The organism is Anaeromyxobacter sp. PSR-1, assembly GCF_000964525.1.
GTDB lineage: Bacteria > Myxococcota > Myxococcia > Myxococcales > Anaeromyxobacteraceae > Anaeromyxobacter.
Genome location: NZ_BAZG01000031.1, coordinates 20,385 through 34,761, shown reverse-complemented (window position 1 = coordinate 34,761; position 14,377 = coordinate 20,385). Strand labels below are relative to the sequence as shown.

The window sequence follows — 14,377 nt, the reverse complement described above, 5'->3', positions numbered from 1 at the left end:
CGCCGGGCTGGGCGTGCTCGGTGACCAGGAAGTAGCGGTGGGAGAGCCGGGCCGGCGCGCTCGCGGCGGCGACCGCGGCCGCGGCGCCCACCGCCGCGACGGGCGCGCTGCGCGGGGCGGGGTCGCCGGCCGGGCGCGCCGCGTAGCCGCGCGCCTCGATGTGCACGTCGCCGCGATCGTCGATGACGACCGTCGCGCCCTCGAAGCGCTGGCCGGTCGCGCCGTCGATGGGGACGCCGTTCAGGGTGATGGCGGGGCCCGCGAAGGCGGGGCCGGCGGCGCCGGCGAGCGCGGCGGCGAGCGCGAGAGCGGGTGGGCGCATCCGTTCGCCTAGCTAGCCCCGCCCGGCCCGCCGCGTCAAGGAAGCGGGCGTGCGCGCGGCGGCGTGAGGGTGGGCACTGCGCGATCGCCCGTTGGACGCGCGAGCGGGCGTCCGTATTCCAGCGCGCCGCTCGGCCGCGGGCGGCGCTACACGCCGTGCACGTCCGGGCCCCAGATCACCTTGTGCACCTGCAGCGAGAGGCGCGCGTCGAGGCCGCTCTCCAGCATCCAGCGCACCAGGTCGCGCGGCGCCACCTGCCCCCACGCCGGCGAGAAGAGCACCTGCACCCTCCCCTCCAGCGCGTGGCGGCGCACCACCTCGCGCGACCAGCGGAAGTCCTCCTCCGAGCAGACCACGAACTTCACCTCGTCGTGCGGCTGGAGGCGATCGAGGTAGGCGAAGTCGGTGGTGACCTCGCCCGAGCCGGGGGTCTTCACGTCCACCACCCGGATCGCCTCGGCCGGGAGCGCGTCCAGCGGCCGCTGCCCGTGCGTCTCGACCGCCACCTCGTAGCCGCGCGCGACGAGGTCGCGGGCGAGGTCGGGCAGCTCGCGCTGGAGCATCGGCTCGCCGCCGGTGAGGCAGACGAAGCGCGCCGGGTGCCGGGCCACCTCCGCCAGGATGGCGGCGCGGTCCATGTCCACCCCGCCGTGGAACGCGTAGGCGGTGTCGCAGTAGCCGCAGCGCAGGTCGCAGCCGGTGAAGCGGACGAACACGCACGGGCGGCCGGCGCGGGAGCCCTCGCCCTGGATGCTGAAGAAGATCTCGGTGACGCGCATGGGAGCCTGGCGCCCGGCGGCGCCGGGCGGACGGGGACAGGGTGTAACCGAGATCGGCCCTACTCGGCCACCGGGGCCGGCGCGGCGGCGGCCGCCACCGCCGCGGCGGGGCGCTCGTCGCCGATGTCGCGGCGGATCCGGCGCAGCTCCGCCTTCACGCGGCGCGGGTACACGTGGAAGCGCTGCGGGATCGCGCCCTCGCGCAGGTAGCCGAGGATCCGGTTCGGGCCGGCGTTGTAGGCCATCAGCGCCACCTCCTCGCGCCCGAAGGCGTCGAGGAGCCGGCGCAGGTAGCGCACGCCCGCCCGCACGTTCAGCACCGGATCGTGCGGGTCGCCCGCGGGCAGGCCCACCCGCTCCAGCTCCCGGCGCAGGGTGGACTCGCGCAGCTGCATGAGCCCCTTCGCGCCCGCCCCGGACAGCGCGCGGGCGTCGAAGGACGACTCGACCTCGATGAGCGCGAGCACCAGCAGCGGGTCGATCCGCGCCGCCTCGGCCTCGAGCACGATGGTGCTCGCCAGCCGGGTGCGGTCGGCCTCGGGGAGGCCGGGCATCCGCGCGGCGATCTGCGCGTCGATGGCCTCGACCAGCGGATCGGCCTCGGGCTCGCACCCGGTCGCGCCGCAGTCCGGCTCGCCGGAGCGGTGCGACCGCGGCTCGTGCGAGAGCGTCCGCGGGAACGCCGCGACCACCACCCACGCGGTGATGGCCAGGGCGGCCCCGAGGAGCCCGCTGAGCCGCGGCATCCGCACTATTCCCCCTGCTCCTGCCGCGGCGCGGGCGGCGTCGCCGGCTCGCGCCGGGACAGCGCCTCCACGCGCTCGGCGACGGCGTCGAGGCGACGCTGCAGCGTCTCCAGGTCGTCGCGGGTCGGGATGCGGAAGCGGTTCGCCGCCCGGCGCACCACGTCGTCGAGGCCGCGCTCGAGCCCGCGCCGCTCGCGGTCGATCCGCTCGCCCAGCTCGCGGGCCTGCCGCCGCACGCCCTCGGTCGAGACGCCGATCCGGCCGAGCACCTTCTCGGCCTCGGCCTCGGCGGCGGTCACCCCGGCGCGCGCGCTGGACCAGGCGTCCTTGAACATGCTCTGGATGTCCGGCATCGCTAGCCCTCCGCCCTGGCCTTCTTCGCGTTGCGGCGACCCTTCTCCGCACGATCGAGGCGCTTCGCGAGGCGCTCCAGCTCTCGGCTCAGCTCCTCCACCTGATCCCGCGTGGCGACGCCGAGGAACGCGACCGCGCGCGTCTGGAGCTCCGTCACCCGCTCCAGCGCCTCCGTGCGGAACGTCTCGGCCTTCCCCCGCCACTCGGCCGCCCGCTCCACCCCCTGCTCCCGGAGCTTCCCCAGCCGGTGCTTCATCTCGGGGAGGTTCCAGTCCTGCCGGGACAGCCGCTGCATGATGTGTTCGATGTCCTTCCTCCCCGCACGTCCCCTGACCATGAGGTCCTTCAGCACCCGCTGGGCCTCCTCCTCGATCTGGCCGAAGCGGACCTGCGCCGCCTCGAGGGGCTCTCTCAAGAATTCCGGAACCTTCAGCTTCTCGATCCTCTGCATCTCGGCCATGTGGAACCTCCGGGTTTCGGCCGGCGTGGCGTTCCTGCCACCCCATCTGCCCCGACCGTAACGCGTTGCGTCAGGCGTCTCAAGACCCCACCGCACTGCGTCAACCTTCAGGCCCCTACATGGTCGTTCCCGAACGAGGGAACGTAAACGACCTGCTGGGGACGGCCGTACGTCTCAACGCCTGCCTACCCCGCCGCCTTCCCGCCGCCCTGTCGGTGGTCCGCGCCGACGGCGTCCGAAAGGGTGCTGAAGCCGTCGCGCTCGAGCAGCCGGGCCAGGCCGGCGTTCACCCGGCCCACGAACCCGGGGCCCCCGTAGATGAGCCCGGTGTAGGCCTGGACCAGCGTGGCGCCGGCCCGGATCTTCGCGTACGCGCCCTCCGCGTCCATCACCCCGCCCACCCCGACGATCGGGACCCGCCCGGCGGCGCGCGCGTAGCAGCGCCGCACCACCTCGGTGGCGAGGCGCTCGAGCGGCGCGCCGGAGAGCCCGCCCGCCTCGGGGGCGCGCGGGTGGCGCTCGACGCCGGCCCGCGAGAGCGTGGTGTTGGTCGCGACGATCCCGGCCGCGCCCGCCGCGATGGCGACGTCCACCGCCTCGTCGAGCGCCTCGGGGGAGAGGTCGGGCGCGAGCTTCACGAGCAGCGGCTTGCCCGGCGCCCGCTCCGCCAGGTGGCGCACGCAGGCGCGCAGCAGGCGGTCCAGCGCGTCGCGCTCCTGGAGCTGCCGCAGGCCCGGCGTGTTGGGGGAGGAGATGTTGACCACCAGGTAGTCGGCGTACGGGTGGAGCCACTCGATGCAGGCGAGGTAGTCGGAGGCGGCGTCCTCGTTGGGCGTGGCCTTGTTCTTCCCGACGTTGATCCCGACCGGCCCGAGCCGCGCGCCCGGGGGGAGCGCCGCGAGCCGGCGCGCGCAGGCCTCCATCCCCTCGTTGTTGAAGCCCATCCGGTTGAGGAGCGCGCGGTGCTCCGGCAGGCGGAACAGGCGCGGGCGGTCGTTGCCCGGCTGCGGCCGCGGCGTGATGGTCCCGATCTCCACGTGCGAGAAGCCCAGGGCGAAGAGCCCCGGCAGCGCCACGTCGCCCTTGTCGAAGCCCGCCGCCAGGCCCATCGGCCCGTCGAAGTCGAGCCCCATGCAGCGGACGGCGAGCGCGGGGATGGGCGCAGGCCGGCGCGCGCGGGCCAGGGCGGTCGGGACGCGGCGCAGCGCCCAGTGCGCGAGGTGGTGCACGCGCTCCGGGTCGAGCTGGAACAGGACGGACCGCAGGGCTGGCCAGAGCATGGGGCGGCCTGCTTACACCAGCGGGGGGCCGCCTGTCAGCCCGCCTCCGCCCGCCGCGGCCGGCCGCCTACCCCAGCTCCGCGGTCATCACGACCGCGTCCTCGCCCTCCTCGGCGTAGTAGCCGGGGCGGATCCCGACCTGCCGGTAGCCGAGCGAGCGGTACAGCTCGATGGCGGGCAGGTTGGAGCGGCGCACCTCCAGCGTGGCGAGCACCGCGCCGCGGCCGCGGCCGATCCGGTGCCCCTCCAGCATGAGGGCGCGCCCCACCCCGCGCCGCCGCGCCTCGAGCGCGGTCGCGATGTTGAGGACGTGCAGCTCGTCGTGCACCAGCCAGAAGACGATGAAGCCGAGCACCACCTCGCCGCCCGGGCCGTCCTCCACTGCCAGCAGCGTGCTCGACCACGCGTGCCCGAGCTCGCGCTCGAGCAGCTGGCGCGACCACGGGTTGCGGAACCCGTCCTTCTCGATGTCCACCACGCGATCGAGGTCCGCCGTCCGCATCGGGCGGAACCGGAGCTCGGGCGCGGGATCGGCCGGCCTGCGCACGTCAGCTCCCCCTCGCCGGCTCGCGGCGCAGCGCCGGATCGAGCACGCGGATCTCGGCGCGGGCGCGCAGCTCGCGGATCAGCGCCTGCGCCTGCGCGCGGGCGCGCTCCTCGGCGAGCCCGGCGCGGACGGCCTCCCGCGACGGCGCCGCCGCGCCGCGCGCCCGCAGCGCCGCGTCCACCTCGTCGTCGCCGACGCGCACCCCCCGGCCCACGCGCGTGCCGAGGTAGCGCTCCACCTCCAGGGTCCGGGCCAGCGACGCGGCCACGTCCTCCTCGCCCAGCTCGAACCGGGCGAGGAACCGGCGGTGGGCGTCGTCGTCCGCGAAGCGCCCGCGGAACCGCCGCAGCGCCGGCTCGAGCGCCTCGCGGTCCACCGCGTCGAGGCGCAGCCGGGCCGACTCGTCCGCCACCAGCATCTCGTCGAGCAGCCAGTCGAGGGTGGCGCGCAGCACCTCCGCGTCCAGCGGCCGGAACGCGGCCTCGGCGCCGCCGCGGGAGACGAGCGCGACGCGGGCCTCGGCCTCGAGCCGGGTGAGCGTGATGGGGCGCGGCGCCGCGCCGGCCGGGTTGCGCAGCACCGCCACCACCTGCTCGACGACGCGCGCGCCCGCCGGCGGGGCCGGGGCCGCCGCGGCCGCGGCGAGGAGCAGGGAGAGGAGCATGGGCCCCATTGTAGTCAGCGCGGGCGCCGTGGGGAGCCCGTCCGCGCGCGCCGCCCGGGGGCGCCGCGATTTGACCTCCCGCCCGGGAGCGTTACGTTTCCCCGCGTGCCAGAGCGCGACCTCTACGAGATCATCGGAGTTCCACGCACCGCGACCCAGGACGAGATCAAGCGCGCCTACCGCAAGCTCGCCAGGAAGTACCACCCCGACGTGAACCCGGGGAACAAGGCGGCGGAGGAGCGCTTCAAGGAGGTCACGGCGGCGTTCGAGGTGCTCTCCGACGAGAAGCGCCGGAGGCTGTACGACGAGTTCGGGCCGGACTCGCTGCGCTCCGGGTTCGACGAGAAGAAGGCCGAGCAGTACCGCCAGTGGAAGCGGCACGGCGCGCCGAACGGCGGCATGCCCTTCGACTTCGGCGACTTCTCCACCGTGAACGTGGGCGACTACGGCGCGTTCGACTTCGGGTCGATCTTCGGCGACCTGTTCGGCGGCGCGCGCGGCGGGCGGGTGCGGCGGGGCCCGATCCCGGCGCAGGGCGCGCACGCGGAGGCGGAGATCGCCATCGACCTGCGCGACGCGGTGCTCGGCGCCGAGCGCGACCTGCGCGTGGAGGGCCGCACGCTGCGCGTGAAGATCCCGGCCGGCGTCACCGACGGCTCGCGCATCCGCCTGGGCGGCCAGGGCGGGCGCGGGGTCCACGGCGGCCCCGCCGGCGACCTGTACCTGCAGGTCCGGCTGCGGCCGCACCCGCACCTGCGGCGGGAGGGGCGCGACCTCTACCTCGACCTCCCCGTCACCATCCCCGAGGCCGCGCTCGGGGCCGAGGTGGAGCTGCCCACGTTCGAGGGCCCGGTGCGGCTGCGCGTGCCGCCGGGCGCCCAGAGCGGGATGCAGCTCCGGCTCCGCGGCAAGGGGATGCCGGACCTGCGGGGCGGGGCGCGCGGCGACCTCTACGCGGTGGTCCAGGTGCGGCTGCCGCCGGACGGCCCGGCGCTGCACAAGGCCGTGAAGCCGCTGGCCGAGCTGTACAAGGACGATCCGCGGGCGGGCATCTCGTTGTAGAACCTCGTGCCTCCGTCCGCTCCCGCGGGGGCCGGACGCGGGTCGAGCGGGGGTTTCGGAGGTCGGATGGGACTGTTCGATCTGTTCGGGTCGAAGGAGGAGCGGGAGCAGAACCAGCTCCGCAAGCTCGCGAAGAAGCTCACCGAGCGCTACGGCCCGCCGGAGAACCGCCAGAAGGTGATCGAGCAGCTCGGCGAGCTGGCCACGCCGGGCGCGCTGGGCACGCTCTGCCTGCGCTTCACCGTCCGCGCCGAGCCGGGCATCACCGACGACGAGGAGAAGGAGACCGCGCGCGGGATCCTGGTCGCCGCCGGCCAGGAGGCGCTCGGGCCGGTGGAGGCGTTCCTGCGCGAGCAGGAGTCCGGGATCGCGTGGGGCCTGCGGGTGCTCGCGCAGATCGCGCCGCCGGAGAAGGTCATCGACATCGTGGTGAAGGAGCTGGCGCGCCTCTCCCGCTCCTACACGCGCGACCCGGAGAAGAAGCTGGTCCTGCTCACCTGGCTCGCCGAGCACGCCGGGCCGGAGGCCGACGCGGGCCTCGAGGCCGCCCTGCTCCCGCTGCTTGAGGACTTCTCCGACGACGTGCGCATCGGCGCGGCCCGCGTGCTCTCGGGGCGCGCGCCCAGCGAGCCGGCGCGCGACGCGCTCATCCAGCTGCTGCTGCGCGACCGCGACAACGCGCGGGTGCGGGGCGAGGTGCTGGAGACCCTGGCGCGGCTCGGGGCGGACGTGAAGGGCCACCGCCCCAGCGTGGAGGCGCTGCTGGTCGAGCCGTTCTACCTGGACCGCGAGGGCCGGGTGAAGAAGCGCGGGTGATCGCCGACCCGCGGCCCGGCGTGCAGGCACGGGATATCCGGGCGGAATCCGCCCGCGAGCCGCCACCGCTGTAATACACTCGCGCGCCGTGACGAAGGCCTCGGATCCCCAGCCGGACGGCTCGACGCCGCCGCCGTCCGCGCCCGCGGATGCCGGCCTCGGCGAGGGCGGCGGCCTGCTCGGCCGGTGGTTCGCGCCGGTCAAGATCCCCCGGGACGCGATCGCCACGCTCCGCGCGCTCGCCGCGCGCGGCAGCCTGGTGTTCGTGATGCGCTCGCCCGGCCTGCTCGGCTTCCTCTACCTGCGCTGGTTCCTGCGCCGCGCCGGCCTGCCGCCGCTCCGCGCCGCGCAGGGCTTCCACGGCGTCGCCGGCTGGCTGGCGCGGGTCCGGCGGACCCGCCGCGCCTTCGAGGACGCGGTGGCCGCCGGCGAGTCCGGCCTCGTCTTCCTCGGGCGGCCGGCCGCCGAGAGGGACCCGCTCGCGGCGCTGGTGCGGCAGCAGCGCGATCTCTTCCAGCCGGTGTTCCTCGTGCCGGTGCTGCTGGTGTGGAGCCGCCGGCCGCAGCGCCTGCAGGGGTCGATCTGGGACGTGCTCTACGGCTCGCCCGAGTCGCCGAGCGCCCTCGCGAACGCGATCGCGTTCCTCCGCGCGTTCCGGCGCGCGGTGTTCGACGTGGGGCGCGCGCTCGACCTCAAGGAGTACCTGGCCCAGCGCGCCGCCGAGCCCGACGCCTCGGTGGCGCTGCGCGTGCGCGGCGCGCTCCACCAGCACCTCGCCCGCGAGTTCCGCACCGCGGTCGGCCCGCCGCTCAAGGCGCCCTCCCGCGTGCGCGAGAAGGTCCTGCGCGACCGCTCGCTGCGCGCGGCCATCGAGGCGGTCGCGGCCGGGAGCGGCCGCCCCGCGCCAGCGGTGGTGGCCGAGGCCGAGAAGGACCTGCGCGAGATCGCGAGCAACTACGACCCGGTGTTCGTGGGCGTGATGCGGACGCTGCTGTCGTGGTTCTTCCGCCGGCTCTACACCAGCGTCGAGGTGGACGACGAGGGGTTGGCCCGGCTGCGCCGCGCCGCCGCCGACGCGCCCATCGTGCTCTGCCCCAGCCACAAGAGCCACGTGGACTACCTCGTGCTCTCGTGGCTGCTCTACGAGAACGGGATGACGCCCCCGCACATCGCGGCCGGCATCAACCTCGCGTTCTGGCCGTTCGGCGGGATCGCCCGCCGCGGCGGCGCGTTCTTCATCCGGCGCAAGGTGAAGGGCGACCGCGTCTACACCGCGGTGCTGCGCGCTTACGTGAAGCACCTGCTGCGCGATCGCTTCCCGCAGGAGTTCTACGTGGAGGGCGGGCGCAGCCGCACCGGCAAGCTCCTGTTCCCGAAGACCGGCCTGGTGTCGATGGAGGTGGACGCCTGGCTCGACGGCGCCGCCGACGACGTGCTGTTCGTGCCGGTGGCGATCGACTACGAGCGGCTCATCGAGGCCTCCAGCTACGCGAAGGAGCTGGCCGGCGGCGAGAAGCGCAAGGAGAGCCTGCGCGGCCTGCTCGGCGCGGCGCGCGTGCTCCTGCGCCGCTACGAGCGGCTCTACGTGCAGTTCGAGACGCCCATCTCGCTCCGCCAGCTGGCGGCGGAGCGGCTGGGCGCGCGCGCCGCCTCGCTGGCGGTGGACGAGGCCTGGGGCGGCGAGGCGGAGCGGCGCGCCGCGCCCGCCGCCGCCGCCGGGGCGGGCGAGGCCGCGGAGGCGAAGCGGCAGCTGGTGCAGGGGCTCGCCAACCGCATCGCGTACGGGATCAGCCGCGCCGTCACCATCACGCCGGTCGGGCTCGTGTCCGCGGCGCTGCTCTCGCACGTGCGGCGCGGCCTCGGGTCCGAGGAGGTGGCGCGGCGGGTCGAGCTGCTCCGCTACGTGGCGGCCGAGGGCGGCGCCCGCTTCGCGCGCGACCTCGCCGGCGCGCCCTCGGATCCGCGCCAGGCCGGCCCCATCGCCGACGCGGTGCGGCGGCTGGCGCAGGACGGGCTGGTGCGGGTGGAGGTGGCGGCGGGCGACACCATCTACCAGGTGGTGGACGAGAAGCGGCCGCTGCTCGACTACCACCGCAACGCGGTGATCCACCGCTACGTCGCGCCCGCGCTGGTGGCCGCCGCGGCGCGCGCCGGCGGGCCGGGCGGCTCGGCGGCCGCCGAGGTCCGCGAGCGGGCGCTGTGGCTCTCGCGGCTGTTCAAGCTCGAGTTCATGTACCGGAGCGGCGCGAGCTTCGACGAGATCTTCGAGTCGAACCTCGCGTTCCTGGTGCGGGTGCGGGCGGTGGACTGCGCCGCGGGCCGGGTGCTGCCCGGCCCCGAGACCACCGCCCTCGCCTTCCTCGCCGACCTGGTCCGGGCCTACCTCGAGGCGTACCACCTCGCCGCGGCGGCCGCCCTCGCCGCCCTCGGCTCCGACGCGCCGCGGCAGGCGCCGCTCGACCGCCGCGCGCTCGTCCGCGAGGCGATGGAGCGCGGCCGCGGCGAGTTCCTGTCCGGCCGGATCGCCGTCCGCGAGGCCGTCTCGAAGGCCACGCTGGAGAACGCGCTGGAGTGGCTCATCTCGCAGCGCGTCATCGCGGAGGAGGCGGGCAAGCTGAGGCTCGCCGGGCCGTCGTCGACCGCGGAACTCCGCGCCATCATGGACGGAATCGCTCCGCATCTGGCGATGTGAGAAGCGTTCCGCCCCTTCCCCACGGACCCGTGCTCGCGTTACTCTGCGCCACCCACAGCAGGTGTGTCGCAGCACTCTCGGTCGTACCCGCGCTTTCCGTGACAGCAGCAGGAACCTAGGAGGCTGAACGCATGTCGGATCGGATTCTCCACAAGGGCCTCAAGGCGAAGGTGATGTCCGCCGAAGAAGCCGCCGGGCTCATCCCCAACGGCGCCATCCTCGGCATGTCGGGCTTCACCGGCGCCGGCTATCCCAAGGCCGTGCCCATCGCGCTCTCCAAGCGCGCGATCGAGGAGCGGATGAAGGGCAAGGCCTTCAAGGTCACCGCCCTCACCGGCGCCTCGACCGGCCCCGAGCTCGACCAGGCCATGGGCCTGACGGAGTCGGTCAGCTTCCGCTTCCCGTACAACGGCGACGCCGTCATGCGGCAGAAGATCAACGAGGGCGTGATCGAGTACCAGGACATGCACCTGAGCCACGCCGGCTCGCTGGTGCGCTACGGGTACTACGGGCGCCCCGACAACAAGATCGACTTCGCCATCGTCGAGGTCACGAAGATCAAGGAGGACGGCTCGCTCGTCTTCTCGTCCTCGTGCGGCGCGAACACCGCCTACTTCGACGTCGCGGAGAAGTACATCCTCGAGGTCAACGAGTGGCAGGACGAGCGGCTCGAGGGGATGCACGACATCCTCAACGTCACCGGCCGCCACGGCGAGCGGACGCCGATCCCGGTCCTCCGGGCCGATGACCGCGTCGGGTCGCCCACGCTCAAGATCGACGTCTCGAAGGTCGCGGCGGTGGTGGTCACCAACAACCCCGACCGCAACGCGCCCTTCAAGGCCCCCGAGGCGGATCACAAGCGGATCGCCCAGCACATCCTCGACTTCCTCGACGGCGAGGTGAAGGCCGGCCGGCTCCCGAAGAGCCTCACCCCGCTGCAGTCGGGCGTCGGCAACATCGCGAACGCGGTGCTCGTCGGCCTGAACGAGGGGCACTTCGAGAACATGATGAGCTACACCGAGGTGATCCAGGACGGCATGCTGGACCTCCTCGACTCCGGCAAGCTCAAGATCGCGTCGGCGACGGCGTTCTCCGTCTCGCCCGAGGGCCAGGAGCGGTTCAACAAGAACATCGACCGCTACCGCAAGCAGATCATCCTGCGCCCGCAGGACGTGTCGAACCACCCCGAGGTCATCCGCCGCCTCGGCTGCATCGCGATGAATGGGTTCGTCGAGGCCGACATCTACGGCCACGTGAACTCGACCCACATCGTGGGCAAGGGCATCGAGAACGGCATCGGCGGGTCGGGCGACTTCGCCCGCAACTCGGCGTACACGATCTTCATGTCCCCGTCGGTCGCGAAGGGCGGGAAGATCTCGGCCATCGTCCCGTTCGCGTCGCACATCGACCACACGGAGCACGAGGTCAACGGCATCGTGACCGAGTACGGCTTCGCCGACCTGCGCGGGAAGAGCCCGAAGCAGAAGGCGAAGGAAGTCATCGAGAAGTGCGCGCACCCCGACTGGCGCCCGATCCTCTGGGACTACTACAACCGCTCGATGAAGAACGGCAGCTTCGGGAAGCACACGCCGCACATGCTCAAGGAGGCGTTCTCGTTCCACACGCGCTACCTCGAGACGGGCGACATGCGCCCGAAGAAGTAGCCGGACTCCGATAGCCCGTCGCACCCGCGGCGGCCGTCCTCCCGGGCGGCCGCCGCGCGCTTTTTCCGGCGGCGCGTCCCCGCCGCCGCGCTAGGCTCCCCGCATGCCCGAGCTCGACCTGCAGCGCGCGATGGACACCGCCCGCGCGGCGGCGGAGGCCGCCTCGGCGGCCAGCCTCGCCCACTTCCGCCGCGGCGTGCGCGTGGAGCGCAAGCCGGACCGCAGCCCGGTCACCGCGGCCGACCGCGAGTCGGAGGCGGCGGTGCTGGCGGTGGTGCGGGCCGCGTTCCCCGATCACGGCTTCCTGGGCGAGGAGACCGGCGAGCACGCCGGCGCCGGCGAGACCCGCTGGATCGTGGACCCGCTCGACGGGACGAAGGGCTTCACCCGCGGGCGCGGCTTCTGGGGCCCGCTGGTGGCCTGCGAGCACCGCGGCGAGATCGTGGCCGGGGCGATGGCCCTGCCCGCGCTGGGCGAGGTGTACTGGGCGGCCCGGGGCCTCGGCACCTGGCTGCGCGCCGGCGGCGCGGCCCCGGCGCGCCTGCGCGTCTCCGGGCTGGCCGCCTGGGAGGACGCCACGCTGTCGCTCGGCGAGCCGCACGTGCTGTTCCGCCCGCCCATGCTGGAGCGGGTGGCGGCGCTCGCGATCTCGGCGCAGGCGGCGCGCTGCTACGGCGACCTGGCCGGCTGCGCGCTGGTGCTGAAGGGCGAGGCCGAGGCGTGGGTCGAGGCCGGGGTGAACCTGTGGGACCTCGCCCCGCTGAAGATCCTGGTGGAGGAGGCCGGCGGCCGGTTCACCGACCTCGACGGGAGGCCGACGGTCGCGTCGGGGAGCTGCGTGGCGTCGAACGGCCTGGTGCACGACCACGTGCTGCGGGCGCTCGCGGCGCGGTGAGCAGCTTGCGGACGATGGGCCGCGTCGGGCTGCGCCGCAGCACCTCCTCGAAGCCGGCCGCGCGGAAGGTGGAGGCGAGGCCGGTGTAGAGGAACGCCGAGGCGGTCGCGCCGCGCGGGTCCACCGGGTAGGCCTCGAGGATGCTCGCGCCCGCCTCGCGGGCGTGGCGCTCGGCCGCGTCCACCAGCGCGCGGGTCACACCGCGCCGGCGGTGCGAGCGCGCCACGTAGAAGCAGGTGATCGACCAGACCGGCTCCGCGTCCACCGGGGCCAGGATCCGCGAGGCGCCGAGGCGCGGGTAGTCGGCGCGGGGCGCGAGCGCCACCCAGCCCACCGGCGTCTCGCCGTCGTAGGCGAGCAGCCCGGGGACGTCGCCCGCCGCGACGCGCCCCCTCAGCGCGCGGCGGTTGCCCTCCCCCTTGCCCGCGTCGAACGCGGCGCGCGGGAGCCGCCACCACATGCACCAGCAGCCGGCGCAGGCGCCGTTCGGGCCGAACAGCCGCTCCAGGTCGGCCCAGCGCTCCGGGCTGGCCGGGCGGATCTCCAGGCGCGCGCCGGTCATTGCACCCGCCGGAACAGGTCCACCACCGCGCCGGCCCGGCCGGCCACGCGGGCCCGCCCGCGGGCCCACTCGCGCAGCGCCTTGATCTGCTCCTCGTAGGTCCGGAACAGCGGGACGAGGTCCTGCGCCACGCGGCGGAGGTCGGCGGTCTCGAGCTCGCGCCCGAGCGCGTAGGCGCGGTGCAGCGCCCCGATCACCACCTGCTCCAGCTCCGCGCCGGAGTAGTCGGCGCACAGCTCGGCGATGGCCGCCACGTCCACCGCCCCCGGCTCGCGGCCGCGGCGGCGCAGGTGCAGCGCCAGGATCTCGCGGCGCGCCTCCGCGTCCGGGAGGTCCACGAAGAACAGCTCGTCGAAGCGCCCGCGGCGCAGCAGCTCCGGCGGCAGCCGCGAGACGTCGTTGGCGGTCGCCACCACGAACACCGGCCCCCTGCGCTCCTGCAGCCAGGTGGAGAACGCGCCCAGCAGGCGCGCCGCGCGCGGCTCGCCGCCGTCGCCGGGCGCGCTGCCCGCGAACCCCTTCTCGATCTCGTCCACCCAGAGCGCCACCGGCGCGAGCGCCTCCGCCGCCTCCAGCGCGCGCGCCAGCCCCTCCTCGGCGCCGGACTGCGCGCCCAGCACCCGCGGGAGGTCGAGCCGCAGCACCGGCACGCCCAGGCGCGCCGCCGCGGCCTTGGCCGCCAGCGACTTTCCGCAGCCCTGCACGCCGACGAGCAGCACGCCGCGCGGCGGCGGGAGCCCGAAGCGCGAGGCGTCCGGGTCGAACGCGAGCGCGCGCTCGTCCATCCAGCCCTTGAACGCGCCGAGCCCGCCCAGGTCCTCCGGGCGCTCCGTCGCGTCCACCAGCTCGAGGCCGAGGTCGCGCGCGAGCAGCCGCTTCTTCTCGGCCGCCACCGCGCCGATGCCCTCCGGCCCCAGCGCCGCGTCCCGGCGCAGCGCGCGGGTGAACGCGCGGCGGGCCTGCGCCTCCGAGAGCCCGCGGGCCGCCACCAGCGCGCGGTGGCGCACCTCCGCCGGCAGCGGCGGCGGCGCGGCCGGGTGCGCGAGGCCCGCCTGGACCACCTCCAGGAGCGCGCCCAGCTCGGCGTCGTCGGGCAGCGGCACGCGGATCACCGCGGCGTCGGTGCCGAGCCCGTCCGGCAGCGCCAGGCGCGGGGCCACCACCGCTAGGCACCGCCCCTCGGCGGCCATGCGGGGCAGCGCGTCGCGGAGCTGGCGCGCGACCGCCGGCGAGGCGAGCGCGTGGTGGAAGTCGAGCGCCACCGCCAGGAACGGCGCCGGCGCGCGCAGGAGCGCGTCGAGCAGCGCCGCCGGCTCCTTGGCGCCCGGCGCCAACGGGTCGAGCCCGCGGTGCGAGGACCACACCGCGCAGCGCGCGTCGAAGGCGGCGGCCGCCGCCTGGCAGGCGGCCACGGCGCGGTCCTCCTCCGGCGTGACCAGGTAGAGGATCGGGGTGCCCGCCGACCACAGCTCGGCGATCTCGGAGGAGACGCTCATGGCTCGCTCACCGGGGGGACGGGGATCCGCGCCGTCCC

Annotated in this window: 14 protein-coding genes and 1 pseudogene; 5 read left to right on the top strand and 10 right to left on the bottom strand. The window is 75.1% G+C overall.

Features of this window, described 5'->3' with window-relative positions; all coding sequences use genetic code 11:
• From PSR1_RS07600 to PSR1_RS07565, 8 genes and pseudogenes are all read right to left on the bottom strand, one after another.
• A pseudogene (locus tag PSR1_RS07600) lies at positions 1-322 on the bottom strand (hypothetical protein); the annotation flags it as partial.
• 146 nt (positions 323-468) lie between these two features.
• Positions 469-1,101: a radical SAM protein gene (locus PSR1_RS07595; protein ID WP_059437010.1), complete on the bottom strand. Its 633-nt coding sequence runs from the start codon at positions 1,099-1,101 to the stop codon at positions 469-471.
• Between the two features lie 59 nt (positions 1,102-1,160).
• Positions 1,161-1,847 carry a lytic transglycosylase domain-containing protein gene (locus PSR1_RS07590; RefSeq protein WP_059437013.1) on the bottom strand — a complete coding sequence of 229 codons (687 nt, stop codon included), beginning with the start codon at positions 1,845-1,847 and terminating at the stop codon, positions 1,161-1,163.
• 5 nt (positions 1,848-1,852) lie between these two features.
• A complete protein-coding gene (locus PSR1_RS07585) occupies positions 1,853-2,200 on the bottom strand; it encodes a phasin family protein (RefSeq protein WP_059437009.1) in 348 nt (115 codons plus the stop codon).
• Between the two features lie 2 nt (positions 2,201-2,202).
• Positions 2,203-2,661 (bottom strand): hypothetical protein, encoded by a 459-nt coding sequence (locus PSR1_RS07580; RefSeq protein ID WP_059437008.1) that lies wholly within the window; start codon positions 2,659-2,661, stop codon positions 2,203-2,205.
• Between the two features lie 185 nt (positions 2,662-2,846).
• The gene (locus PSR1_RS07575; protein WP_059437007.1) at positions 2,847-3,941 is read right to left on the bottom strand and encodes a quinone-dependent dihydroorotate dehydrogenase; all 1,095 of its coding nucleotides are present in this window, start codon (positions 3,939-3,941) and stop codon (positions 2,847-2,849) included.
• 67 nt (positions 3,942-4,008) lie between these two features.
• Complete coding sequence (rimI, locus tag PSR1_RS07570; RefSeq protein ID WP_059437006.1) at positions 4,009-4,488, bottom strand: ribosomal protein S18-alanine N-acetyltransferase; 480 nt, start codon at positions 4,486-4,488, stop codon at positions 4,009-4,011.
• A 1-nt stretch (position 4,489) separates the two neighbouring features.
• A complete protein-coding gene (locus tag PSR1_RS07565) occupies positions 4,490-5,152 on the bottom strand; it encodes a hypothetical protein (protein WP_237757864.1) in 663 nt (220 codons plus the stop codon).
• A 105-nt stretch (positions 5,153-5,257) separates the two neighbouring features.
• Here PSR1_RS07565 and PSR1_RS07560 point away from each other — a divergent pair, with 105 nt between their 5' ends.
• The 5 genes from PSR1_RS07560 (at position 5,258) to PSR1_RS07540 (ending at position 12,281) form a co-directional block, all read left to right on the top strand.
• Entirely contained in the window at positions 5,258-6,214 is a 957-nt protein-coding gene (locus PSR1_RS07560) for a DnaJ C-terminal domain-containing protein (RefSeq protein ID WP_059437004.1), read from the top strand.
• 66 nt (positions 6,215-6,280) lie between these two features.
• The gene (locus tag PSR1_RS07555; protein ID WP_059437003.1) at positions 6,281-7,030 is read left to right on the top strand and encodes a HEAT repeat domain-containing protein; all 750 of its coding nucleotides are present in this window, start codon (positions 6,281-6,283) and stop codon (positions 7,028-7,030) included.
• Positions 7,031-7,118: 88 nt separating this feature from the next.
• Positions 7,119-9,722 (top strand): 1-acyl-sn-glycerol-3-phosphate acyltransferase, encoded by a 2,604-nt coding sequence (locus PSR1_RS07550; RefSeq protein ID WP_059437002.1) that lies wholly within the window; start codon positions 7,119-7,121, stop codon positions 9,720-9,722.
• A gap of 131 nt (positions 9,723-9,853) precedes the next feature.
• Complete coding sequence (locus PSR1_RS07545; RefSeq protein WP_059437001.1) at positions 9,854-11,386, top strand: acetyl-CoA hydrolase/transferase family protein; 1,533 nt, start codon at positions 9,854-9,856, stop codon at positions 11,384-11,386.
• Between the two features lie 103 nt (positions 11,387-11,489).
• Entirely contained in the window at positions 11,490-12,281 is a 792-nt protein-coding gene (locus tag PSR1_RS07540) for an inositol monophosphatase family protein (protein WP_059437000.1), read from the top strand.
• Here PSR1_RS07540 and PSR1_RS07535 read toward each other — a convergent pair.
• Positions 12,181-12,843 (bottom strand): GNAT family N-acetyltransferase, encoded by a 663-nt coding sequence (locus PSR1_RS07535; RefSeq protein ID WP_059436999.1) that lies wholly within the window; start codon positions 12,841-12,843, stop codon positions 12,181-12,183. The genes PSR1_RS07540 and PSR1_RS07535 overlap by 101 nt on opposite strands.
• Positions 12,840-14,339, bottom strand: a complete 1,500-nt coding sequence (locus tag PSR1_RS07530) for an AAA family ATPase (protein WP_059436998.1) — start codon at positions 14,337-14,339, stop codon at positions 12,840-12,842. The genes PSR1_RS07535 and PSR1_RS07530 overlap by 4 nt, the downstream gene beginning before the upstream one ends.
• Between the last annotated feature and the right edge of the window lie 38 nt (positions 14,340-14,377).

Bases quoted from the DNA above. Each gene is read 5' to 3' on its own strand.
- PSR1_RS07555 (WP_059437003.1), top strand. From the start codon at position 6,281: ATGGGACTGTTCGATCTGTTCGGGTCGAAGGAGGAGCGGGAGCAGAAC.
- PSR1_RS07540 (WP_059437000.1), top strand. From the start codon at position 11,490: ATGCCCGAGCTCGACCTGCAGCGCGCGATGGACACCGCCCGCGCGGCG.
- PSR1_RS07535 (WP_059436999.1), bottom strand. From the start codon at position 12,843: ATGACCGGCGCGCGCCTGGAGATCCGCCCGGCCAGCCCGGAGCGCTGG.
- PSR1_RS07585 (WP_059437009.1), bottom strand. From the start codon at position 2,200: ATGCCGGACATCCAGAGCATGTTCAAGGACGCCTGGTCCAGCGCGCGC.
- PSR1_RS07530 (WP_059436998.1), bottom strand. From the start codon at position 14,339: ATGAGCGTCTCCTCCGAGATCGCCGAGCTGTGGTCGGCGGGCACCCCG.
- PSR1_RS07565 (WP_237757864.1), bottom strand. From the start codon at position 5,152: ATGCTCCTCTCCCTGCTCCTCGCCGCGGCCGCGGCGGCCCCGGCCCCG.
- PSR1_RS07580 (WP_059437008.1), bottom strand. From the start codon at position 2,661: ATGGCCGAGATGCAGAGGATCGAGAAGCTGAAGGTTCCGGAATTCTTG.
- PSR1_RS07590 (WP_059437013.1), bottom strand. From the start codon at position 1,847: ATGCCGCGGCTCAGCGGGCTCCTCGGGGCCGCCCTGGCCATCACCGCG.
- PSR1_RS07545 (WP_059437001.1), top strand. From the start codon at position 9,854: ATGTCGGATCGGATTCTCCACAAGGGCCTCAAGGCGAAGGTGATGTCC.
- PSR1_RS07595 (WP_059437010.1), bottom strand. From the start codon at position 1,101: ATGCGCGTCACCGAGATCTTCTTCAGCATCCAGGGCGAGGGCTCCCGC.
- PSR1_RS07575 (WP_059437007.1), bottom strand. From the start codon at position 3,941: ATGCTCTGGCCAGCCCTGCGGTCCGTCCTGTTCCAGCTCGACCCGGAG.